The following is a 21,591-nucleotide window of genomic DNA, read 5'->3' as shown; positions in this document are numbered from 1 at the left end:
AAGGACACCTCAGGTTCTGCTCAGGTGCGGTGATGCCGGCCACACTCACACCTGCAGCAGCGCGGAACACGTGCTCAGCGGTTACGCCGCCAGGTCGCCCCGGACCGGTGGACCCGTCCGCCCAGTTCGAGCATCCCCAGCGCGGCACTGACCTGGGCCGGGGCGAGCCCGCTGGCACGCACCAGAGGATCGAATCCGGCGCCGGCTCGAGCCGGGAGAGCATCGAGCACCTTGGCCTGGTCCGGGCTCAGATCATCAAGGAGGCCCGGCTGCACCGCCGGCGCGTGCTCGTCCACGGTGCCCACCGGTCTGATCAGTTCGAGCACGTCCTGCGCCCCGGTGACCAGCACCGCCTCGGCCTCGCGGATCAACCGGTGGCAGCCGGCCGAGGTGGCTGAGGTCACCGGGCCCGGGATCGCGCCCACCGGCCGCATCAGGTCATTGGCGGCCCGCGCGGTGCTCAGCGCACCCGAGCGCCACCCCGCCTCCACCACCACGGTGCCCTTGCCCAGGGCGGCGATCAGTCGGTTCCGCCGCAGGAACCGTGAGCGCATCGGGGCGGTGCCCGGTGGAACCTCGGCGAGAACCACCCCCGAACCGGCCACTTGGCGCAACAGATCGGTGTTCGCGCTCGGGTAGAACCTGTCGAGTCCGCCAGCCATCACGGCCAGTACCGGCGCATCGGCGGCCAGTGCCGCCTGGTGGGCCGCGGCGTCGATGCCGAAGGCTCCCCCGGAGGTGATCGTCACGCCTTGGCCACCCACCTCGTAGGCCAGGTCCTGGGCGACTCGCTGTCCGTAGTCGGTGCACGCTCGCGCACCCACGATCGCCACCGAGCTCCGGGTCAGCCCCGCCGGGCACGCACTGCCGAGCATCCACAGGCACCACGGCGGGGCGGGCAGGTCATCGACGGCTACGGGCCAGGACTCCTCACCCGGCACCAGCAGCCGTCCGCCCCGACGGGCGATCACCTCCAACTCCCGGCGCGGATCGAGGTTGTGCAACCGGGGCAACCACCGCTGTGCGGCGGTGGCCCAGACCCGTGAGGGTCGCAAGCCGGGCGGGGCGCCCCGGGCTCCGCGGTAGAGCCAGTCCAGTGCTGCTCCGGCGCCGGCGCCGGCCAGCAGCGGGCGGGCTGCGGCGTCGTCGGACTCGGCGATGCGGCTCCAGGCGGCCAGCGCCAGTCGCTCGTCGGTGATGTCGAAGGGTGGGCGCTGTTCAGCCATGACGCTCCCGGGTCCGCAGGGTGAAGGCGGTGGCGATGTCCTCGGTACACACCTGGTCCCGCCCGGCCAGGTCGGCAAGCGTCCAGGCCAGGCGCAGCACCCGGTCATAACCGCGCATGGTGATCTGGCGGCGGTCCCGGGCACGGTCCAGATCCCGGGTCAACCGGCGCCCGGCTGCGGCGGTGCGCTCACGAACCCAACGGCCCGGGGCCTGCCGGTAGATGGTCCAGCCGGTTCCTTCCAGCCGGGATCTGGTGCGCTCACGAGCCCGGAGTACCCGCGCACGGACCGTCTCGGTGTCCTCCCCGGTGGCGGCGGTGGCGAGTTCGGCCTGGGACAGCGGTTCTACCCCGATCTGGATGTCGACCCGGTCCAGCACCGGACCGGAGAGCCTGGACCGGTAGCGGCGCAGCATCTGCGGGGTGCAGGTGCACCTGCTGTGCGGGCTGCCCGCATGCCCGCACGGGCACGGGTTGGCCGCCAGGACCAGTTGGAACCGGGCCGGGTAGGAGGTGTGCGCGCCGGAACGGTCCAGGCTCACGTAACCGGCCTCCAGCGGTTGGCGCAGCGTCTCCAGCACCCGCGAGGGGAACTCCGGGGCCTCGTCCAGGAACAGCACGCCGCAATGTGCTCGGGAGATCGACCCCGGGAGGGGTATCCCGCTGCCGCCGCCGACGATCGCCGGCGCACTGGCGGTGTGGTGTGGGCTCTCGAACGGTGGGCGCCGGATCAGGCCCGCCTCGGGGCTGAACGTCCCGCACAGGGAGTGCACCGAGGTGACCTCCAAGGCATCCGCGTCCCCCAAGGCCGGCAACAGCCCAGGCAGCCGGGCCGCCAGCATGGTCTTACCGGTACCGGGTGGGCCCTCCATGAGCAGGTGGTAACCGCCGGCGGCCGCCACTTCCAGGGCGTGCCGGGCCTGGTGCTGGGCGAGCACGTCAGCCAGATCGGCGTCGGGGCCCGAGTGGCCCGCATGGGGCGCTTCGAGCGGTTGCGCCGGAGCGCTCCTGCGGACCTGTTCTTCCAAGTCGGCGTCGATCGTGACGCCGTAGTGGCGGACCACGTCGATCAGGTGGCCGACCCCGGTGACCTGCGCGCCATGGACCAGAGCTGCCTCGGCGGCGTTGGCCTGCGGGACCACCACGTGGGGGTAGCCGGCACGTACCGCGGCGTGGACGGCGGGCAGGACTCCGCGGGCCGGTTGCACGCGGCCGTCCAGACTCAGTTCACCCAAGTGCACCGTCCGTTCGGCGAGCGGCGCTTCGATCTGCCGGTCCGCGCACAGGATCGAGGTGGCCAGCGCCAGGTCGAACACCGAGCCACGCTTGGGCACATCCGCCGGGGACAGGTTCACCACGACCTTCTTGTCCGGCCACCGCATCCCGGAGTGCTTCAGCGCGACCTTCACCCGGTGTTTGGCCTCCTTCATCGCGGTGCTCACCGACCCCACGATGGTGGCCTCGGGGATGCCGGACCCGGCGTCGGACTGGACCTCCACCAGCACCCCGCGCATGCCTACCAGGGCTACCGCCCAGGTACGCCCCAGGCCCATCACCCGGCCTCCTGCCTGGTCATCCCGGGCCCGGTGCTCCGGTTCCTGCTGCACATCTCCACCACCTCCACGGTGCAGGCTGCCCCCCGGAGCCAGTGGGGTGTGAGCCCGAGCACAAGGGTTGTGGACGGGCGCTCCGACGCCGCTGCGCTGTGAATAGGTGCTCAGCGGCTCGACGACGCGCCGGCGCCGGCGCGCACCACCGATACGGCACCGCGTCGAGGCGCGCAAGGTCGGACGTCCGTTGCGCGGACCTGGTCAGCCAACCGAGCGCAGGTGCCTGACCAGCGCCCCTCCCCCGGGTGGCAGTAGCACCGCGATCACATCGATGCGCACCGCCGGGAAGTAGTGCGGGCATTGCGCCAGGAACGCAGCGGCGAGACGCCGCAGACGCCGCAGTTTCACGCCGGCTACCGCCTCGGCCGGGCTTCCGAACCGGGTCGAGGTGCGGGTCTTGACCTCCACTACCACCAGGGTTGCCCCGTCCTGGGCGACGATGTCGATCTCGCCGGCCCGGCAACGCCAGTTCATGGCCAGCACCCGCAAGCCGTGGTTGCGCAACCACCCGGCGGCCACGTGCTCGCCACGTGCACCGATCTGCTGGTTGTGAGCGGACACAGCCACCACCTCCACCGCCCAGCGTGCCCGCCGGGCGACGTCCGCAAGGAGCCCCGGGGCCCAGGTGTGGACAGCGCCTCGGGCTGTGGACGGCTCAGACCGGCACGGCCTCGCTCCGCCGCGAGGTGCGAATCGCACGAAGGTTGATCAGATACGTGAGCACGAAGGCCAGGGACATCGAGGTGAGCATCGAGATCACCATCCCGACCGCGCTGGTGGCGATGAACGGAGCGACGAAGGCCGGGACGTACGCGGTGGCCTCGACCCCGAAGGCTCCCACCACCGCACCGCCGACGGTCGCCGCGCCGACAGCGGCGGCGAAGACGCGCTTATCGCCGAACATGAACGGATAAGCCGCCTCGACGAAGGTCCCGAAGAAGAAGTTCACCGGCGCACCGGATCCGGCGAGCGCCCGCTCACCGCTGGTGCGGGGCTTGATCACATTGGCCAGGGTGATGCCCAGGCTGACCATGACCAGGGCGACCATGTCGATGGCACCGAAGAAGCTGTGGCCCTTCTGCCCCATCTCCAGCAGCACCAGCGGCAGGATCACCGCGTGGTAGACCCCGCCGATGATCGCGAACCAGATCACCGCACCGGCCAATGCTCCGGCCAGGATCGGGCTGAACACCAGGGCCGCCTCGATTCCGTCCTTGACGGCCAGGCCCAGCCAGTTCGTCACCGGCGCCAACAGGTAGTACACGATCAGTCCCGGTACCACTCCGGCGACCGCACCGGTGGCGATGTTGGCGGTGGTGGCCGGGAAGCGCCAGGCCAGGGTCTTGCCGATCAGCCAGGCCGCCAGCAGCCCGGACAGGATCCCGCCGGCCAACCCGCCCAGGATGCCGCCCTCGGCGGCCAGGATTCCGGCGATCGCACCGGCCACCAGGCCCACCTCATCGAGCCCGGAGATCTTGCGCGCCGCGACCGCCGCGATGACCACCGGCAGACCGGCCATCAGCACGTCGAACACATCGGACAACCCGGCCAGCGGCGGGATCTTGCTCACCGCCAGCACCAGCGCCAGGGCGATGAAGGCCGGGATGGAGCCGACCATGATGCCGCGGATGCTGATCCGGCGCCACGCGGCCTCACGTGTGTGTCCCGACTGGCTGCCACCGCCGCCCAGCGCGGGGCGGTACCGAACCTTCCAGTACCGGGCCAGGGCGGAGACGTAGGCCACCGCACGGGTGGTGGAGGTGGTGCCGGTGGTGCCCGAGGCGCCGACGACGTTCAACCCCATCTGCTGTGCGGTGGCGACCGAGGTCCCCCCGGTTCCGGTGGCCGGGAGGCCTTGCTCGACGCCGGCGGCCACCGTGGCAGCGTTCGTGCCGGTCGGGTCCGCACTCATCAGGATCAACCCGTCGACAGTGCCCGCGCGCACCTGCTCGGCGATCTCGACGTCGAGTGCCGCTGCGGCCCGGTTCACCTCCGCCAGGGTGCCGCGGGCGGTGACCGTGACCTGACCGTTGACCAGCGAGAACAGCTCTGCCGGGGTTTCCTCCGCGGCGCTGTGCATCGAGATCTGCGCCGCGACGACCTGCACGTGCGTCAGTTCGAAGCCGGCCGCGTGTACCTGACGCCGGACATCGGCGATCATCCCGGCCGCGTCGTGGCCGCCGTGGCTGCGCAGGTTCCCCCCGCTACTGCCCAGCAGCGCTATAGTGCGGCGCTGCCCATCCTTGTCCTGGACCACGTCCGGTCCCTTTCTCGAAGTCTGCGTTGACAGGTGTGCCCGACGACGCCGGGCAGGTTCTGCTGCCCTTGCTCCGACGGGTGGTGGGTGCTCAGCCGGGCAGTTCCAGGTCCGGTTTGGCCAGTTCCTCCACGTTGACGTCCTTGAAGGTCACCACCCGCACGGACTTGACGAACCTGGCCGAGCGGTACACGTCCCAGACCCAGGCGTCTCCGAGGGTCAACTCGAAGAACACCTCACCGCCGGCCGAACGGACCTGTAGGTCCACGTGGTTGGCCAGGTAGAAGCGGCGCTCGGTCTCCACCACATAGGAGAACAGCCCGACCACGTCGCGGTACTCGCGGTACAGCGCGAGTTCGGCGTCGGTCTCATAGCTCTCCAGGTCGTCGGCACTCACAGGTCCATCATGCCCTGCTCGAGCGCCACTGTTGTGCCGGGCAACGCCCAACTGCGCCGGTGCCAGGGGGTCGGCCCGCGCTCCCGGAGCGCACGCACGTGCTCCGGGGCGGCGTACCCCTTGTTCTCGGCCCACCCGAACTCCGGGTGGTCCGGGTGCAGGACGGTCATCGCGTCATCGCGCTCACACTTGGCCAACACGCTCGCTGCGGCCACGCTCGCGCACGTCAGATCGGCCTTGATGCGGGTGGTCACCTGCGGCGCCGGCACCTCCACGACCATCCCCCGGGGCGGGGTGAGCCAGTCATGATGACCGTCCAGGATCACCGCCGACGGCGCTGCGCCCTGCTCGGCCAGCACGGTCAGGGCACGTTGCCCGGCGATCCGCAGTGCCCCGATGATCCCCCACGCGTCGATCTCGGCGGGACTGGCGTGACCGACAGAACTGGCGTACGCCCATCGGCGGATCGGCGCGCACAAGGACTGCCGGACCTGGGGGCGCAGCAATTTCGAGTCGCGCAGACCCGCCGGGATGCGGCCGGTGTCCCGGCGCACCACGACGACGCCCACGCTCACCGGCCCGGCCAGTGCACCGCGGCCCACCTCGTCCACGCCGGCCACCAACTCGTGACCGGAGTCGATCAGGTCGCGCTCGGCATGCCGGCTCGGTGGGCGCGTCCTGCTGCGGCGTTTGGGGCGGTGGGCAGCACTCATCGTTCAGGCGGGGTCGGACACACCGGCGAAGACGTCCTCGCCCCCGGACAGCCAGGTGAGCCGGTCCAGCGGCCACACGATCACGAAGGCACGGCCGGTGACCTGATCAACCGGAACGAATCCGCCACCCGCGGCCCCACCGTGGTAGCGGGAGTCGGCCGACTGGGCGCGGTTATCGCCCATCAGCCACAGATGCTCGGCCGGGACGACGACGTCGAACTCATCCTGGCTGGGTGCGACCCCGGTGGCCAGGTAGGGTGTCTCGTCGATCGACTCACCGTTGACGCTCACCCGGCCCTGCTCGTCGCAGCAGACGACCTGATCGCCGGGCAGGCCGATCACGCGTTTGATCACATGCTCATCGGCGTGCTGGGGCAGGATCCCGACGAAGATCAGGGCTTGGCGCCAGACCGTGGGCTCGGGCGCGGGGGTATCGCGCAGCCAGCCACCGGGGTCGACGAACACGACCACATCGCCCCGCTCGATGTCACTGACGGCAGGGACCAACTTATTCACCACGAGCCGGTCCCCCACGTCCAGGGTGTCCTGCATGGACACACTCGGGATGAAGAAGGCCTGGGCGAAGAAGGTCTTGATGACGAACGACAGCACCAGTGCGGTCACCACGACGATGGTGGTCTCGCGCAGGAACGTGGCGAACGGCCCCCGCTTGCGACCCCGGCGTGGCGAGTCGCCCCGGGCTGCTCCGACGACGGATGTGGTCGCCTCGGAAGCGGGCGCCGGAGTGTCGTCGTCGTTCGCGCTGCCGGCCCCGCTCCGGGGCTGATCGGTCACCTGCTACCGGCCGATGCCGGTCAGTTGGCCGGAGTGGTCTCGCGACGCTCGCGAATCCGGGTGGCCTTGCCCTGACGGTCGCGCAGGTAGTACAACTTCGCCCGGCGAACCGCACCACGGCTGACGACGTCGATGTGGTCCACGGTCGGTGAGTGCAGCGGGAAGGTCCGCTCCACGCCCACGCCGAAGCTGGCCTTGCGTACGGTGAAGGTCTCGCGCACGCCGCCACCGCTCCGGGCGATCACGGCACCCTGGAACACCTGGATCCGCGAACGGCTCCCCTCGATGACCTTCACGTGTACGCGCACGGTGTCACCGGCGCGGAACTCGGGCACGTCGGTGCGCAGCGATGCTGCGTCCACTTCGTCCAGGATGTTCATGCTGAGCCTTTCCGCTGTGCCACAGGTCACTCGCGCTGATACGGGCGGCGGGCGCCGCCGTGGAAGTAATGGTCGGTGGTCACCCAACGCTCATACGGGCACGCGCTCCCCTGCGGCAGAGGCGTGGAGGGTGGTGACCTCGGCATATTCTGCCACACCAGGACGATCGGAGAGAATCAGGCCGATGTGGGACCCAGGGTGAGTTCCATCACGAAGTCGGACTCGATGCTGGAGCCGACGTTGAACGTGCGCTCCCCCACCCGGGTGAATCCCTGGCTGCGGTAGAACTGCTGCGCACGTTCGTTGAGTTGGCTCACCCCGAGCCAGACCGAGTCGACCGGGCGGAGCGTGGCCTCCGCGATCGCCGCACGGACCAGTGCCGCGCCAACGCCTCGCCGGTGGTGCTCGGGCAGGACGTAGATCTTGCTCAACTCCGCGCACGGCCGGGCGCGGAGCACAGCGCGGACGTCCTCCGAGCTCGGCTCCTGATAGCCCAGCAGCGTGTAGCCCACGATGGCCCCGCCCAGGGTCGCCAGCAGGATCGTGTGCTCCCGGCTGCGCAGATAGGCGCGCAGTCGCTGGGGATTGAGGTTGGTGTCGATGAAGGCCTGCACGTCGTCGGGGGCGATGTGGGCTGGGCAGGCCAGCGGGAAGGTGACCGCGGCTACCTCGGCCAGTTCCTCGATGTCAGCGGCCTTCGCGGGGCGGACCTGCACCGTCCCCGCGGCCTCCAGCAGGTCGGGGCGGCGCTGGGCGGTGCGTTGCAGTGCGCGGGCACGGCGCCAGCGGCGGATCCGATCGTGATCACCCGAGCGCAGCACCTCGGGCACCTCCTGGTCACGCCAGTAGGTGGGCCTGGTGTAGACCGGATACTCCAGCAGGCCACCGCTGCCATGGGACTCCTCCACCAGGGACTCGGGGTTGCCGACCACCCCGGGTAGCAGGCGGGCCAGCGCCTCGATGATCACCAGGGCCGCGGCCTCGCCTCCGTTCAGCACGTAATCGCCGATGGAGATCTCGCGAACCTCGATCTGCTCGCCGGCCTGGTAGTGGTGGGCCACCCGGGCGTCGATGCCCTCATACCGCCCGCACGCGAGCACCAACTGGGCCCCGGCGGCGACCATCAGCGCCAGTTCCTCAGCGGTAGTCTGGGTCAGCGGTTCCCCTGCCGGGGAGGGCAGCACCAGGGTGCGGACATGATGCCGGCCCTGCCTGAACACCTCATCGAGCGCACGACCCCAGACATCGGGGCGCATCACCATTCCGGCGCCGCCCCCGAAGGGAGCGTCATCGACGGTGCGGTGGGCATCGGTGGTCCAGTCACGCAGATCATGCACGGAGATATTCAGCAGCCCGTCCCGGCGTGCCTTACCCACCAGGGATAGGTCGAGCGGGTCGAGGTACTGGGGAAAGATGCTCACCACATCGATCCGGCCGGTCACGCCTGCTGCTCCTCATCGGGCAGCAGCCCACCGGGCGGGTCGATCGTCACCGTGCCGGCGTCCACATCCACCTCGGGCACGATCTGGGACACGAACGGCACGAGCACCTGCTCCCCGGCGGTGCTGCGCAGCACCAGCACGTCGTGGGCCGGCATGTGCTGCACGTCCTCGATGCTGCCCAGGTCCACGCCAGCCGGGGTGCGGGCGACCAGTCCGCGCAACTGGTGTGGGTACCACGCGTCCGGTTCGTGGACGGGAGGAGCGAGCAGGCTCACTCCGCGCAGCGCCTGCGCGGCGTCGCGGTCGGTGTGTCCGGTGAAGCGGGCGTGGTACCGGCCGCGGTGCAGGTACAGGTGCGCCACGGCCAGCGGGCCGGCCTCGGGCGGGTCGGTCACGATCTCGGTACCGGTCGCGAGCCGAGCCTCCGGATCGTCGGTGTGCACCTGCAGTCGGACGTCGCCACGCAGGCCGTGGGGGGGACCGATGGTCGCCACCCGCAGCAGTTCCTGATCCTCGCCGGTCACTCCCCGATCATGGCGTACCCGCCTCCTCCGGTACACACCCGGCCGGTATCCGCACGGCGGCGACACGACGCAGCCACCCGGCCCCGAGGGGCTGGGTGGCTGCGAAGTTCGGGCCGGTTCAGCGTCGGTCCACGTCCACGACGTCCACGCGAACCGGGCCATCGGTGGCCAGTGCGCCGATCACGGTTCGCAGGGCGCGGGCGGTGCGACCGGAGCGTCCGATCACACGCCCGAGATCGGCGGGGTTCACCCGTACCTCGAGCAGGTCACCGCGGCGCAGCGTCTTGGTGTCGACCCGGACATCGTCAGGGTTGTCCACGATGCCGCGCACCAGGTGCTCGAGTGCATCGGCCAGCATCAGGCTCGCGCCTCCGGCTCCTCGCCGCTGCCGTCGGCGGCCTCAGCCGGCTCCTGCGCAGTGCTCGCGTCCTCGGCGGGCTTCTCAGCAGATTCCTCGGCAGCCTGAGCGGCGTCTTCGTTGGCCTTGGCCGCCTGCGCCTTGCGTAGTTCGGCGTCGGCCTCGGCTGCCTTGATCGCCTCGGCGGCGTCGGCACCGCCCTCCTTGGTCCGCAGAGTGCCCTCGGCGCCGGGCAGACCCTTGAAACTCTGCCAGTCGCCGGTCACCTTCAACAGTGCGAGCACCTGCTCGGTGGGCTGTGCGCCCACCCCCAGCCAGTACTTGGCCCGCTCGGAGTCGACGTCGATGACGGACGGCTCCTCGGTGGGGTGGTACTTGCCGATCTCCTCGATCACCCGGCCATCACGCTTGGTGCGGGAGTCGGCGACGACGATGCGGTAGTAGGGCGCCCGGATCTTGCCCAGGCGCTTCAAACGGATCTTGACGGCCACGTTGGTGGTTACTCCTCGAGTGTTTGGGAGGGCTCCCGACACACCCTGTAGGGACAAGGGCGGGCAGGTCACCCGGGACACATCATGGTGCGCGGAGAGAGGGCCGGGCACCACGATGGGTACAGCGGGCTATTGTGCCAGATCGCGGCAGCACCGGGCCACACCCCGCACGCCCGCTGTGATGGGATACACGCCACACCACGCCGCCCGGTCCGGTCCGCACCGGGCGGGTCCGCCGTCAGGACCAGCGGAAGGCGCGGGCACCGACGGCGAAGAACACCACCGTATAGGCACCCATGACTCCCAACTGCAGCCACGGGGTGCCGGTGCCGAACCACGCCTCCGACAGCGCCTGGCTCGCCGCACCCAGCGGGGTGTAGGTGGCGATGGTCTGCAGCGTGTCGGGCATCATCGGCCCCGGGGTCCACAGCCCGGCGAAGAACAGCATGGGGAAGTACGTCAGCATCCCGATTCCGGAAGCGGTGCTGGCCTTCGGGGCGAGCCCACCGATCACCAACCCGATCGCGAGCATCGTCGCGGCGCCCAGCAGGAACGATGCGGCCAGCACCAGCGGCTGGGACGGGAGGGGCACGTCGAAGGCGAGCACGCCCACAACTACCGCCAGCGCCGAGGCGATCAACAGCGTGACGATGCTGATCACCATGTGCGCGTACAGCACCCCTGCCGGGCGCATCGGGGTGGCGGCCAGCCGGCGGAAGATGCCCTGTTCCCGGTAGCCGGCCAGATAGGCCGGCAACGTGGTGAGCCCGACGGTGGCGATGGCGACGCTGACCAGGGCTGGGGTGAACACGTGGATCACCTGCAACCCGTCCCAGGGCGGCCCGACCCCCTCCACCTCGGTGCGCATGCCTGGAATGACCAGGCTCATGCCCACAAGCAGAACGGTAGGGAAGATCAGGGCGAAGAAGACCGAGCCGAAGTCGCGGCTGAACAGCCGGGCTTCGGTGCGGGTGAGTTGGCCCAGACCGCGCGGGATAGGTGGACGGGTGGTGGTGGCGGCAGTCATGCGGAGACCTCCGAGTCGGCATCGGCGACGGACAGTTCGCGCCCGGTGGTTGACACGAACACGTCCTCCAGGGAACGGTTCAGGGTGCGGATCTCGTCGGGGACGATGTCGAGTTCGGCCAGGGCGAGCAGGGTGGAGGGCAGCACCGTGCGGGAGCCGCTGACCTCGATCTCGTGACCCACGTGGCGCACCCGGTCCACGTCGGCAAGGTTGTGCAGCACCTGCTCATCGAGTGTCTCGGACAGTCGCATCCGGAACGTGCGCTCCTCCTCCAGGTCGGCGATGAGGGCGGCCGGGGCACCCTCGGCGACGATCCGGCCACTGTCGATGATGGCCAGCCGGTCACAGAGCCGTTCGGCCTCCTCCATGAAATGGGTGACCAGCACGATCGTCACGCCGCGGGCGCGGACCTGCTCGACCAGTTTCCAGGTGTCCCGGCGGGCCTGGGGGTCCAGGCCGGTGGTCAGTTCGTCCAGGATCGCCACCTGAGGGTTGCCGATCAGGGCCAGGGCAATGGACAGACGTTGCTGCTGCCCACCTGAGAGTGCCTCAAACTTGGTGTGCCGCTTGTCGTGCAGACCCAGCAGTGCCAACAGTTCGTCGGCATCGGCGGGATCGGCGTAGAAGGCGGCGTACAGCCGAAGCGCCTCTGTGACGGTGATCTTGGCCGGCAGCCGGGAGGATTGCAGTTGGATCCCCAGCACCTCCCGAACCGAGGCCGGGTCGCGTTGGGGGTCGCGGCCGAGGATGCGCACGGTCCCGGCGTCGGCGGTACGCAGCCCGGCGAGGCATTCCACGGTGGTGGTCTTGCCGGCACCGTTGGGCCCCAGCACCCCGAAGATCTCTCCGGGCTGGACCTGCAGGCTGACGTTGTCTGCGGCGACGGTGTCGCCGTATGTCTTGCGCAGGCCAGTGATCTCGATGACCGGTTGGGTGGTGATCGTCATGAGGACTCCACTGAGTTGATGGGAACGTTGCGGGTAACAAGATGGAAAGCGAAAGCGCCGGTAGCGATGACGATGAGGGCGAAGGCCACCGCCCATCCGGCCCCGGTGGGTAGGCCGAGCCAGGCCTGGATCGGCGCATCGCTCGCGGTCAGCGCGATCACCACGAGCACGGGGCCGACGGTGGGGATGAGCAGCACGGTGCCCAGCAGCGCGCTGGTGCGGTAGTAGGCCATCGCCACCAGCAGGCCGCAGATGATCGCCGTGGTGGACAGCAACCACTGGCCCACGAACATCCCCCAGGTGGCGCCCGAACCGAGCATCGGCCCGTCCTCGAGCAGCGTCGCCGCGTCGGGGAATACCAGCGCCTCGAGGACGGCGAGCAGGTACAGCACTGCACCGTAGAGCACCCCCATGATGAGCGCGGTGAGCACGTTCGCCCGGATGAAGGCCCTCCTGGTCATCCCGGACAGCACGTGCACCGGCAGGTAGGCCAGCACGAAGATGAGCGCGAGGGAGAAAGCGAACCAGGTGGAGGCGTGGGTGCCGTACGGCGCAACCAGCACCCGGGTCGGGATGATCCCGCTCATCAGGATGTGCGCGGCGATGAGCAGCAGTACCAGGACCCCCCAGAGCCACACGGCCACACGCAGGTGCGCCTCGATCAGGGTCCTGGTGGCCACGATCCAATTCGGTCGGACACGGGTGGTGGTGGTCATCGGTTCTCCCCCGAGGTGAGATGGACGAACAGGTCCTGCAGCGGGACCGGGCCGATCTCGACACCGGATTCCTTGGCCCGCCGGCGCAGGTCGGGATCGAGGTCGCCGAACACGGTCGTCTGCTGGGTGGGACCCAGCGTCTGGGTGGACAGCACCTGTAGCCCCGCGGTCAGGTCGGTGATGGCCTCGGCGGCGCCGGTGAGGCTGGCGCCGCGAGCCCGCAGGTCCTCGGCGTCGGCATTGAGTAGCACGCGCCCGGAGTGCAGGATCGTGACGCCGGCGAATAGTTGCTCGATCTCGCTGATCAGGTGGCTGGAGAGCACGATCGTGCGGGGGTTCTCGACGTAATCGGCCAGGAGCAGGTCGTAGAACCGGTACCGGGACGGGGCGTCCATACCCAGGTGCACCTCGTCGAACAGGGTCACCGGTGACCGGCTGGCCAGACCCAGCACCACCCCGAGGGCCGATCGCTGGCCACGGGAGAGTTTGTCCGGGCGCTTCTTGGGCGAGAGTTCGAAGGCCTCCAGCAACTCCCCGGCGTAGTCGGCGTCCCAGTACCTGCGCACGTCGGCGAAGTAGTCCAGGTTGGTGCGCACTTTCTCGTCGGTGAGCACATCGCCGCTCTCGCGGATCATGCAGATGTCGCCCATGATCCGTTCGTTCTCGAACGGATCCTCGCCGCCCACCAACACGGCGCCGGAGGTGGGCCGGCGCAGTGCCGCGATCGTCGACAGCAGCGTGGTCTTGCCGGAGCCGTTGCGTCCGAGCAGGCCGTGGATCGCACCCGCGTCGAACTGCACACTGACGTCCTGTAGGGCCTGGGTGTCCTTGAACCGGACACCAAGGTGCTCGGTGCTGATGCTGAGCCCGCTCACAGCCGGCCTCCCTTCTGGATGTAGGCAAGGAGGTCGGCGGTATCGATGCCCAGCATCCGCGCCTCCCGCAGAACCGGGTCCATCCAGTCGGTGAAGAACGCCTCACGGCGCTGGGCCCGCAACCTCTGCGGAGCTCCCTCGGCGACGAACATGCCCACTCCTCGTTGCTTGTAGAGAATCCCTTCGGCCACCAGTTCGGTGAAGGCCTTGGCGGCGGTGGCCGGGTTGATCCGGTAGGTGGTGGCGTACTGCGTGGTCGACATGACCTGGTCGCCGGCGGCCAGCCGGCCGCTGATGATGTCGGCGCGAATCTGATCGGCGATCTGCACGTAGATCGGCTCAGGACCGTCGAACATGCCACCTCCCTGGTTCATTACTGGACTAATGAACCATAGGAGTGAAGAACTGTCAATCCGTCAGTAGACGTCGGCCCTGCGACATGCGGGGCGCGGCGAATGCCACAGGGGCAGTGCGGGCCGAGGGGTTTCTCAGTCGAACATGTCGTTGATCTGGTCGTTCAACTCCGCCATCGCCTGCACGTCCCGGGTGCCCAGGTAGATCGAGTCCATCACCGGCGTCACCAGCGAGGTGATCGCGGCGCCGTGGTCGGTCACCGGGAACAGCACCGTGTAGTTGTTGTCCACCAGGTCGGTGAACGGGGTCACATCGATCCCCTCGGCTGCGAACTCCTCCACCGCGGCCTCGGTGCCCGCCGGCCGGGCCGGGAAGATCACCGCCTGCTCCCCTACCGTGATCTGGCACTCATCGGATCCCAGGTAGGCCACCAACCGGGCCGCCTCCTCGGGATGCTCGGTCTGGGCGTTGATGTTGTCGGCCAAGCCGTTGTACATCGAGACCGGGTGGCCCACCGGTCCGCTGGGGACGGGAGCGATGCCCATCTCCACCCCGTCCAGGGCCGCGAAACTGCGGATCATCCAGGACCCGTTGGCCGAGATCGCCGCCTGCCCGGAGGCGAATTGCTGCACCGGGTTGGGGTCGGTTCCGCCGATCTCGAAGGGTGGCATGAACCCCTTGTCCACGAGGGAGAAGAGCCATTCGATGGAGTCGAGGAACCGCGGATCGTCGTAGTTGTACTCATCCCCCCACACCTGCGCGTTGGTGTACTCCCACCCGGTGGCGCCGGCCAGCCAGGACCACTGGGTCTGCCCGTCGAAGCCGCCGGAGCCGTTGGAGGCGATGCCATAGGTGACCACGTTGCCCGGGTCGAATCCGTCCTCGTCGCCGCGCACCCCGTTGGCGTCCACCGACAGTCGCGCGAGGACCTCCTCGAAGGTGCCGCCGTCGTCGGGGTTCCAGTCCAGGCCCTCCAGGTCCTCCGGTTCCAGCCCGGCATCGGCCAGTTGGGCGTGGTTGTAGAACAGCGCGATGGTGTCGAAGTCCTTGGGGATCCCGTACCAGCCGCCGTCGGGCCCCACCCACAACTCCGAGAGTCCTTCCTGGAACTCATCCGGCTCGATCTGGGAGGTGGCCTCCAACTCGTTCAGGTCCAGCAACACCTCACGGGTGACGTACTCGGGGTATCGGGTCAGGTGGCCTGTGAGCACGTCCGGGCCCGCGCCGGCTACGAATCCCGCGGTGACCTTCTGCCAGTAGTCGTCCCACCCGTACTGGCTCACCCGCACGTTGATGTCGGGGTTGGCGTCCTCGAAGGACTGCACGCACTGCTGGTAGGCCGGCAACTGGTTGGCGTCCCACAACCAGTAGTCCAGGTGCACCTCACCGTCCAGTTCGGGCGCCGCGCATCCGGCCAGCACCAGGCCGGCACCGGCGAGCGCCGCCATCGAGGAGATCCGCAGCCGACGGCGCCGCCCTCCTGGGCGGGTCCGTGCGGTCGGTCCCGGCTCACCCCGGAGGGGACGACTGCGGGTGGCGCCGTGCGTCACTCGGCCGGGCCGGGTGGTGTGGTTCATCATGGCGCTCCTCACTTGATCCCGGTGAAGCCGATGGAGTTGACGATGCGCTTGGCGAAGAACATGAACAGCACCAGCATGGGCAGGGCCGCCACCAGGGTGGCCGCCATCAGGCCGGACCAGTCCGGACCGGTCTGGGGGGTCTGGGCGTTGAACGTGGCCAGGGCCACGGTCAGCACCCGGGACTCGTCGGTGTAGGAGACCATCAGCGGCCAGAAGTAGTCGTTCCAGGCGGTGATGTAGGTCAGGATCGAGACGGTGGCGATCGGGGCCACGGTCATCGGGATGATCAAGGTGAAGAACACCCGTACCTTCGAGGCACCATCGATGAAGGCCGCCTCCTCCACTTCAATGGCCACGTTCATGAAGAACTGGCGCAGGAAGAAGATCACGAACGGGGTCATGAACAGCCCGGGCAGCATGATGCCCAGCAGCGTGTCGATGAGACCCAGATCACGGATCAGGAGGAAGTTGGGCAGCAGGGTGAAGATCAGCGGCACCATGAGGGAGAGCAGGAACAGCCCGAACACGAAGTCCCGTCCCGGCCAGCGCAACCGGGAGAAGGCGTAGGCGGCCATCGCGGAGAAGAACACCTGGCACACCGTGACCGCGGTGGCCACGATCACCGAGTTGCGCAGGTACAGCCAGAAGTCCATGTGCGCCCCGGACCCGCCGTCGGCGATCGCCTCCTCCACCGACTGCATCCCGAAGACCCGCGCGAACCCGCTCCAGGTGAACTCCACCGGCAGCAGCGAGGCGGCATTGGCGTAAAGCGCGCTGTTGGAGGAGAGCGCGGTGCGCAGGATCCAGTAGAACGGGAACAGGGTGATGATCAGCAGGAGCACCATCACCACCCAGGCGAGGATGCGCCCGAGGCCGGACCTGCGGTGGGGGCGGGACGTTTGCGCCTGCCTCATCGGGGCCTCCGGTTCCACCGCGGCCACCTTCTCCTGAGTCATGTGCTCACCCCGCTCCCTCTAGTTCAGATCCGATTGGCCGGCCCGCGTGACGCGGTATTGCAGGAACGTGACCACCATCAGGATCACCAGCAACGCAACGCTCAGTGCGGAGGCGTAGCCGAAGTCGAACTGGCCGAAAGCCATGTCGTAGATGTAGTACTGCAGCACCCGGCTCGCATCAACCGGCCCCCCGGAGGTGGTCACCGAGACGGTGTCGAACACCTGGAACGAACCGATCACGGTGATGATCAGCACCAGTCCCAGGATCGGCCGCAGTAACGGCATCGTGATGGAGAAGAAGGAGCGCACCTCCCCCGCGCCGTCCACCCGGGCGGCCTCGTACAGGTTCTGTGGGATGGTCTGAAGGCCGGCGAAGATCAGCAGCGCTGTGTAGCCCATGTGCCGCCAGATGTTCACCGCGGCGATGGTCGGGATTACCCACGTCTCGGAGTTGAAGAACGCCACCGGATCGAACCCGATCGCGGTCAGGATCCGGTTACCGATGCCGAGCTGGAAATCCAGGATCCACAGGAACACCAGCGCCGCCACCACGTTGGAGACCAGGAACGGGGTCAGCACCAGCGAACGCAGCAGGGTGGACTGGGTGAGCCGCTGCATCAGCACCGCGATCAGCAGGGCCAGCACCGTCTGGAACCCGATGTTGAGGATCACGTAGTAGATGGTGACCCGCACGGCGTTCCAGAACACCGGGTCTGCGAACATCCGGGTGAAGTTGTCCAGCCCGATGAACTCCGCCGGGGAGAGCAGGTCCCAGGAGGTCATCGACAGCCACAGGCCGCGAAGCAACGGCCAGAAGTAGAAAGTCAACAACCCGACCGTCGCGGGGAAGATGAACACCAGTGCCAGGCGCAGATCCGATCTCGGCTTGTTGCGGACTGGCCGAGTCTCGGTGTGCACGACCACCACACGACTCCTTCGGCGTTGCTGAACTGCTGGTTCACCGATTCAAGCAGGTCACCGGGAGCGCGACAACCGCGACACCCCGGCCAACCGTGGAACAAGGCCTCCGATGTCTGCGCGGAATCGGGCCTGTCAGCCCACTACACGCCCGCGCCGGATCACCGCGGTGGGATGGGCCAACACCCCGATGTCTGCGCGTGGGTCCGCCGGATAGACCACCAGATCGGCCGGTGCCCCCTCGGCGATGCCGGGACGGCCCAGGTAGGCACGTGCCGCCCAGCTCGCAGCGGCCAGGACGTCGACGGCCGGTACGCCGGCCCGGACCATCTCCGCGCACTCCTGCGCAATCAACCCGTGCGCCAAGGTGCCACCGGCATCGGTGCCGACCAGCAGCGGGACCCCCGCCTCATACAGGTCGCGTACGTGCTGGTACCTGCGGGCGTGCATCGCCCGCATCCGCTGGGCGAAGGCGGGGAACTTGGCCGCACCCTGATCGGCGATCTTGTCGAAGGTCCCCACCTGAAGCAGCGTGGGCACCACCGGGATCTGCCGCTGCGCGGCACTGGCGATCTGGCTCGCGCTCATCCCGGTGCCGTGCTCGATGCAGTCGACCCCGGCGGCCAGGATCGGGTCGATCGTCTCAGTCGCGAAGGTGTGTACGGTGACGCGGGCACCTTCTGCGTGCGCGGACTCCACGCCGCGCGCCAGGTGCTCATCGGGCCACAACGGTTCCAGGTCCGCGGCCGGTCCCCTGGCCCGGTCGATCCAGTCCCCCACAACCTTGACCCAGCCGTCCCCGGCACGGGCCTGCACGGCCATCGCAGCGGGCAACTCGTCTACGGACTCCAGTTCGATGGCGAAGTAGCGCAGGTACCGCTTCGGACGGGCCAGGTGGCGGCCGGCGCGGATAATCTCGGGAACATCGTCGCGGTCCGCGAGCCACCGGGTGTCCACCGGCGATCCGGCATCGCGGACCAGCAGCGTGCCTGCGGCCAGATCCGCGCGTGCCTGCGCCAGGGTGGTCGACTCCTCCACCTCGCCCAGCGGGCCGAGACCGATGTGGCAGTGCACGTCCACCAGGCCGGGCACCGCCCAACCCTCGATGATCCGGTCGCCGGAACCGGTGTCGTCGAGCCGCAGCACGCCGTCGGCAATGCCGACCTGCCCTACCGACCGCGCGCCGTCCAGGATCACCTCACCCCGGACGATCAGGTCCATCTAGCGGCTCCGCACCCGGTCCGCCCCGAACCCGGCCGGTGGAGGCGCCGACGGGCAGGACCGGTCCGCTCCGGCGCACGGCACAGCCATCAGCGGCCCAGGAACTTCTCGAAACCCGGTGGCAGAGTCAGCGAGTCGGGATCGACCTCATCGGTCGTGGTCCCCACCCCGAAGGAGGAGCCGGATTTGGCGTTTGCGGCGCGCTCGGCCGCCTCGCGTTCCTGCCGGGCACGCTTGGCCGGATTGCCCGACTTGCCCTTCTTGCGGTTCTTCGGGGGGGCCTGCATGCGGCCCTTGGATTTCTTTCCCGCACCGGGCATCCCACCCATACCGGGCATCCCACCCATACCGGGCATCCCACCCATACCGGGTAACCCTCCGGGGCCGCCGCGTCCCCCACCCCGGGCCATCGAACGCATCATCGTCTTGGCCTGGTCGAACCGTTCCACCATCTGGTTCACCTCGGTGACGGTGGTGCCCGAACCGCGAGCGATGCGGGAACGGCGCGAACCGTTGAGGATCTTGGGGTTGGCGCGCTCGGCCGGAGTCATCGACTGGACGATCGCCTCGACGCGAACCACGTCGCGCTCATCGAAATTCTCCAGTTGCTCGCGCATCTGGCCCATCCCGGGCAGCATGCCGAGCATCTTCTTCATCGAGCCCAGCTGCTTCATCTGCTGCATCTGGCTGAGGAAGTCGTCGAGGGTGAAGTCACCGTCGCCGGAGAGCTTCTCAGCGATCTCGGCGGCCTGGCGCTCGTCGAAGGCCTTCTCGGCCTGCTCGATCAGGGTGAGGACGTCACCCATGTCCAGGATGCGTGAGGCCATCCGGTCGGGGTGGAAGCGCTCGAAGTCGGTGAGTTTCTCGCCGGTGGAGGCAAACAGCACCGGCTTGCCGGTGACGGTGCGGATCGACAGCGCAGCACCACCGCGGGTGTCGCCGTCGAGTTTGGCGAGCACCACACCGGTGAAGCCGACCCCGTCGGCGAACGCCTGGGCGGTGGTGACCGCGTCCTGCCCGATCATCGCATCGACCACGAACAGGGTCTCGTCGGGCTGCACCGCGTCGCGGATATCGGCGGCCTGACCCATCATCTCGGTGTCCACACCGAGGCGTCCGGCGGTGTCGACGATGACCACGTCGTGGTGCTTGTCCCGGGCGCGGGCGACGCCGGAGCGCGCCACCTCAACCGGGTCACCGACGCCGTTGCCCGGCTCGGGCGCCCAGACCGGCACGCCGGCCTGGCCACCCACGATCTGCAACTGGTTCACCGCGTTGGGACGCTGCAGGTCCGAGGCCACCAAGAGTGGTGTGTGACCCTGTTCGCGCAGCCACCGGCCGAGTTTCCCGGCGAGCGTGGTCTTTCCCGCACCTTGCAGACCGGCGAGCATGATCACCGTGGGCGGGTGCTTGGCCAGGCTCAGTTCGCGCGACTCGCCGCCCAGTATCTCCACGAGTTCGGCGTGCACGATCTTGACGATCTGCTGCGCCGGGTTGAGTGCCTCGGAGACCTCGACGCCCCCGGCCTGTTCCCGCACAGCGGCGGTGAAGGCACGGACCGCCGGGACCGCCACGTCCGCGTCGAGCAACGCGCGCCGGATCTGGGCCACGGTGGTCTCGATATCGGACTCGGACAGCCGGCCCTTGCCACGCAGGGACTTGAACGTGGCGCTGAGCCGATCGGAGAGACTGGCGAACACTGGCACTTCCTCGGTTGACCTGTAGGAGCGGGCTCGGGCCAGGATAACGCGCCGGCCCACTCCTCTCAGCGAGGCGCCGCTGGTGCCCACCGGGCTCGGTCGGCACAGCCCGCCCGGCGCTCGTGGTCAGGAGCGGGGCTCGCCGGCCACTTCCGCGATGCCCTCGAGCATGTTCTCCAGCGCCTCGGCGAACTCCTCGGCGTCGTTGCGCGGCGCGCTGAGCAGGGTGGCGATCGAGGCGATGGTGGGATAGTCGGTCAACGCCTGCGCATCCGGTCCCGGCGCCGAAGGCTCCGGTCCCTGATTCTGCCGGGCTTCCTGTGCGGCGGTCAGGAGCAGGTGGCCGAGCAGGAAACTGGCGAAGGTGCGGTAGACCACCGCCACCTGATCCTCGTCGAACCCCGCCCCGAGCAGGGTGGAGAGGAACTCCTCGACCACCTCCAGATTGCGCAGCGGCGGACGCAGCCAGGGCGCGGCCGGGTGCCGGGTGGCGACGAGTGGGAACAGGTTCGGATGACGCAGGGCCAGGTCGCGCATCTGGTGCGCCAGCCGCCACAGGTACGCCCGCCACCCTCCCGCGGAATCGACGTCGGCGCTGGCGGCCGACTCCACCATGCCCGACACCTCGTCGACCATCGCATCAAGCAGGTCCTCCCTGCCATCGACGTAGCGGTACAGGGCCATCGCCTCAACGCCGATCTCCGCGCCCAGGCGGCGCATGCTGAGCGCGCCGACCCCCTCGGCGTCGACCAGGGCGATGGCGGTTTCGATGATCTGGGCACGCGTCAGGCCCCCGCGCGCGTCCGAACCGGAACCGTGGTCCTCGGGATCGCCGTCAGTTGCTGTGGAGCCCATGGCGCCGGCCGGGGCGCTATCGTCCGCGCGCTCGGCATCCGTATCGGCCATGACAACTCCTTGATCAGCCCTGGGCGTGAGGGCCCATTGTGGCATCCGCGGCAGACCCCGTCCTGCCGAGAGTTCAGTGCCCGCACTCCCTTGGTCACCGACGCTCTCCGCGCCCAGCGGGAGTGGCAACCCGCGCCCGGGTCCGTCCGCTCGGAAAGTTCCCGATGCGTGGCCGTAGCCACTTTCGCATTTACACTGT

At 68.9% G+C, this 21,591-nt stretch carries 23 protein-coding genes; all 23 read right to left on the bottom strand.

Going from position 1 to position 21,591, the window contains the following annotated elements:
• Positions 1 to 74 precede the first annotated feature (74 nt).
• The gene (dprA, locus tag ACO0LU_RS10385; RefSeq protein WP_424791291.1) at positions 75 to 1,226 is read right to left on the bottom strand and encodes a DNA-processing protein DprA; all 1,152 of its coding nucleotides are present in this window, start codon (positions 1,224 to 1,226) and stop codon (positions 75 to 77) included.
• On the bottom strand, positions 1,219 to 2,832 hold the full coding sequence (locus ACO0LU_RS10380) for a YifB family Mg chelatase-like AAA ATPase (protein WP_424791290.1): 1,614 nt from the start codon (positions 2,830 to 2,832) through the stop codon (positions 1,219 to 1,221). The genes dprA and ACO0LU_RS10380 overlap by 8 nt, the downstream gene beginning before the upstream one ends.
• Positions 2,833 to 3,036: 204 nt before the next feature.
• Positions 3,037 to 3,396, bottom strand: a complete 360-nt coding sequence (locus tag ACO0LU_RS10375; protein WP_424791289.1) for a YraN family protein — start codon at positions 3,394 to 3,396, stop codon at positions 3,037 to 3,039.
• A gap of 94 nt (positions 3,397 to 3,490) precedes the next feature.
• On the bottom strand, positions 3,491 to 5,092 hold the full coding sequence (locus tag ACO0LU_RS10370) for a hypothetical protein (protein WP_424791288.1): 1,602 nt from the start codon (positions 5,090 to 5,092) through the stop codon (positions 3,491 to 3,493).
• 91 nt (positions 5,093 to 5,183) lie between these two features.
• Positions 5,184 to 5,489, bottom strand: a complete 306-nt coding sequence (locus tag ACO0LU_RS10365) for a DUF2469 domain-containing protein (protein ID WP_424788392.1) — start codon at positions 5,487 to 5,489, stop codon at positions 5,184 to 5,186.
• Entirely contained in the window at positions 5,486 to 6,202 is a 717-nt protein-coding gene (locus tag ACO0LU_RS10360; RefSeq protein WP_424791287.1) for a ribonuclease HII, read from the bottom strand. The genes ACO0LU_RS10365 and ACO0LU_RS10360 overlap by 4 nt, the downstream gene beginning before the upstream one ends.
• Before the next feature lie 3 nt (positions 6,203 to 6,205).
• Positions 6,206 to 6,997: a signal peptidase I gene (gene lepB / locus ACO0LU_RS10355; protein WP_424791286.1), complete on the bottom strand. Its 792-nt coding sequence runs from the start codon at positions 6,995 to 6,997 to the stop codon at positions 6,206 to 6,208.
• Between the two features lie 20 nt (positions 6,998 to 7,017).
• Positions 7,018 to 7,377, bottom strand: coding sequence for a 50S ribosomal protein L19 (gene rplS / locus ACO0LU_RS10350; protein WP_424788395.1), 360 nt, complete (start codon positions 7,375 to 7,377; stop codon positions 7,018 to 7,020).
• Between the two features lie 176 nt (positions 7,378 to 7,553).
• Entirely contained in the window at positions 7,554 to 8,819 is a 1,266-nt protein-coding gene (trmD, locus tag ACO0LU_RS10345) for a tRNA (guanosine(37)-N1)-methyltransferase TrmD (protein WP_424791285.1), read from the bottom strand.
• A complete protein-coding gene (rimM, locus tag ACO0LU_RS10340) occupies positions 8,816 to 9,343 on the bottom strand; it encodes a ribosome maturation factor RimM (RefSeq protein WP_424791284.1) in 528 nt (175 codons plus the stop codon). Before rimM ends, trmD begins: the two co-directional genes overlap by 4 nt.
• 118 nt (positions 9,344 to 9,461) lie before the next feature.
• Complete coding sequence (locus tag ACO0LU_RS10335) at positions 9,462 to 9,701, bottom strand: RNA-binding protein (RefSeq protein ID WP_424788398.1); 240 nt, start codon at positions 9,699 to 9,701, stop codon at positions 9,462 to 9,464.
• Positions 9,701 to 10,192 (bottom strand): 30S ribosomal protein S16, encoded by a 492-nt coding sequence (rpsP, locus tag ACO0LU_RS10330; protein ID WP_424791283.1) that lies wholly within the window; start codon positions 10,190 to 10,192, stop codon positions 9,701 to 9,703. Before rpsP ends, ACO0LU_RS10335 begins: the two co-directional genes overlap by 1 nt.
• A 238-nt stretch (positions 10,193 to 10,430) precedes the next feature.
• Positions 10,431 to 11,219 carry an ABC transporter permease gene (locus ACO0LU_RS10325; RefSeq protein ID WP_424791282.1) on the bottom strand — a complete coding sequence of 263 codons (789 nt, stop codon included), beginning with the start codon at positions 11,217 to 11,219 and terminating at the stop codon, positions 10,431 to 10,433.
• Entirely contained in the window at positions 11,216 to 12,166 is a 951-nt protein-coding gene (locus ACO0LU_RS10320) for an ABC transporter ATP-binding protein (protein WP_424791281.1), read from the bottom strand. The genes ACO0LU_RS10325 and ACO0LU_RS10320 overlap by 4 nt, the downstream gene beginning before the upstream one ends.
• Complete coding sequence (locus ACO0LU_RS10315) at positions 12,163 to 12,882, bottom strand: hypothetical protein (RefSeq protein WP_424791280.1); 720 nt, start codon at positions 12,880 to 12,882, stop codon at positions 12,163 to 12,165. The genes ACO0LU_RS10320 and ACO0LU_RS10315 overlap by 4 nt, the downstream gene beginning before the upstream one ends.
• Entirely contained in the window at positions 12,879 to 13,757 is an 879-nt protein-coding gene (locus ACO0LU_RS10310) for an ATP-binding cassette domain-containing protein (protein WP_424791279.1), read from the bottom strand. The genes ACO0LU_RS10315 and ACO0LU_RS10310 overlap by 4 nt, the downstream gene beginning before the upstream one ends.
• Positions 13,754 to 14,113 carry a GntR family transcriptional regulator gene (locus ACO0LU_RS10305; RefSeq protein ID WP_424791278.1) on the bottom strand — a complete coding sequence of 120 codons (360 nt, stop codon included), beginning with the start codon at positions 14,111 to 14,113 and terminating at the stop codon, positions 13,754 to 13,756. Before ACO0LU_RS10305 ends, ACO0LU_RS10310 begins: the two co-directional genes overlap by 4 nt.
• 132 nt (positions 14,114 to 14,245) lie before the next feature.
• The gene (locus tag ACO0LU_RS10300) at positions 14,246 to 15,688 is read right to left on the bottom strand and encodes an ABC transporter substrate-binding protein (protein ID WP_424791277.1); all 1,443 of its coding nucleotides are present in this window, start codon (positions 15,686 to 15,688) and stop codon (positions 14,246 to 14,248) included.
• A gap of 11 nt (positions 15,689 to 15,699) precedes the next feature.
• Complete coding sequence (locus ACO0LU_RS10295) at positions 15,700 to 16,647, bottom strand: carbohydrate ABC transporter permease (RefSeq protein ID WP_424791276.1); 948 nt, start codon at positions 16,645 to 16,647, stop codon at positions 15,700 to 15,702.
• An 18-nt stretch (positions 16,648 to 16,665) separates the two neighbouring features.
• The gene (locus tag ACO0LU_RS10290; RefSeq protein ID WP_424791275.1) at positions 16,666 to 17,565 is read right to left on the bottom strand and encodes a carbohydrate ABC transporter permease; all 900 of its coding nucleotides are present in this window, start codon (positions 17,563 to 17,565) and stop codon (positions 16,666 to 16,668) included.
• Between the two features lie 135 nt (positions 17,566 to 17,700).
• A complete protein-coding gene (locus tag ACO0LU_RS10285; protein WP_424791274.1) occupies positions 17,701 to 18,786 on the bottom strand; it encodes an amidohydrolase family protein in 1,086 nt (361 codons plus the stop codon).
• Between the two features lie 89 nt (positions 18,787 to 18,875).
• Positions 18,876 to 20,486 carry a signal recognition particle protein gene (gene ffh / locus ACO0LU_RS10280; protein ID WP_424791273.1) on the bottom strand — a complete coding sequence of 537 codons (1,611 nt, stop codon included), beginning with the start codon at positions 20,484 to 20,486 and terminating at the stop codon, positions 18,876 to 18,878.
• Positions 20,487 to 20,612: 126 nt separating this feature from the next.
• Complete coding sequence (locus ACO0LU_RS10275) at positions 20,613 to 21,392, bottom strand: TetR/AcrR family transcriptional regulator (protein ID WP_424791272.1); 780 nt, start codon at positions 21,390 to 21,392, stop codon at positions 20,613 to 20,615.
• Positions 21,393 to 21,591 lie beyond the last annotated feature (199 nt).

It is taken from the genome of Pseudactinotalea sp. Z1748 (assembly GCF_049725185.1).
Lineage (GTDB): Bacteria > Actinomycetota > Actinomycetes > Actinomycetales > Beutenbergiaceae > CALKWS01.
The sequence above is the reverse complement of the archived record's forward strand: the minus strand, read 5'-3'. Positions and strand labels throughout refer to the sequence as shown.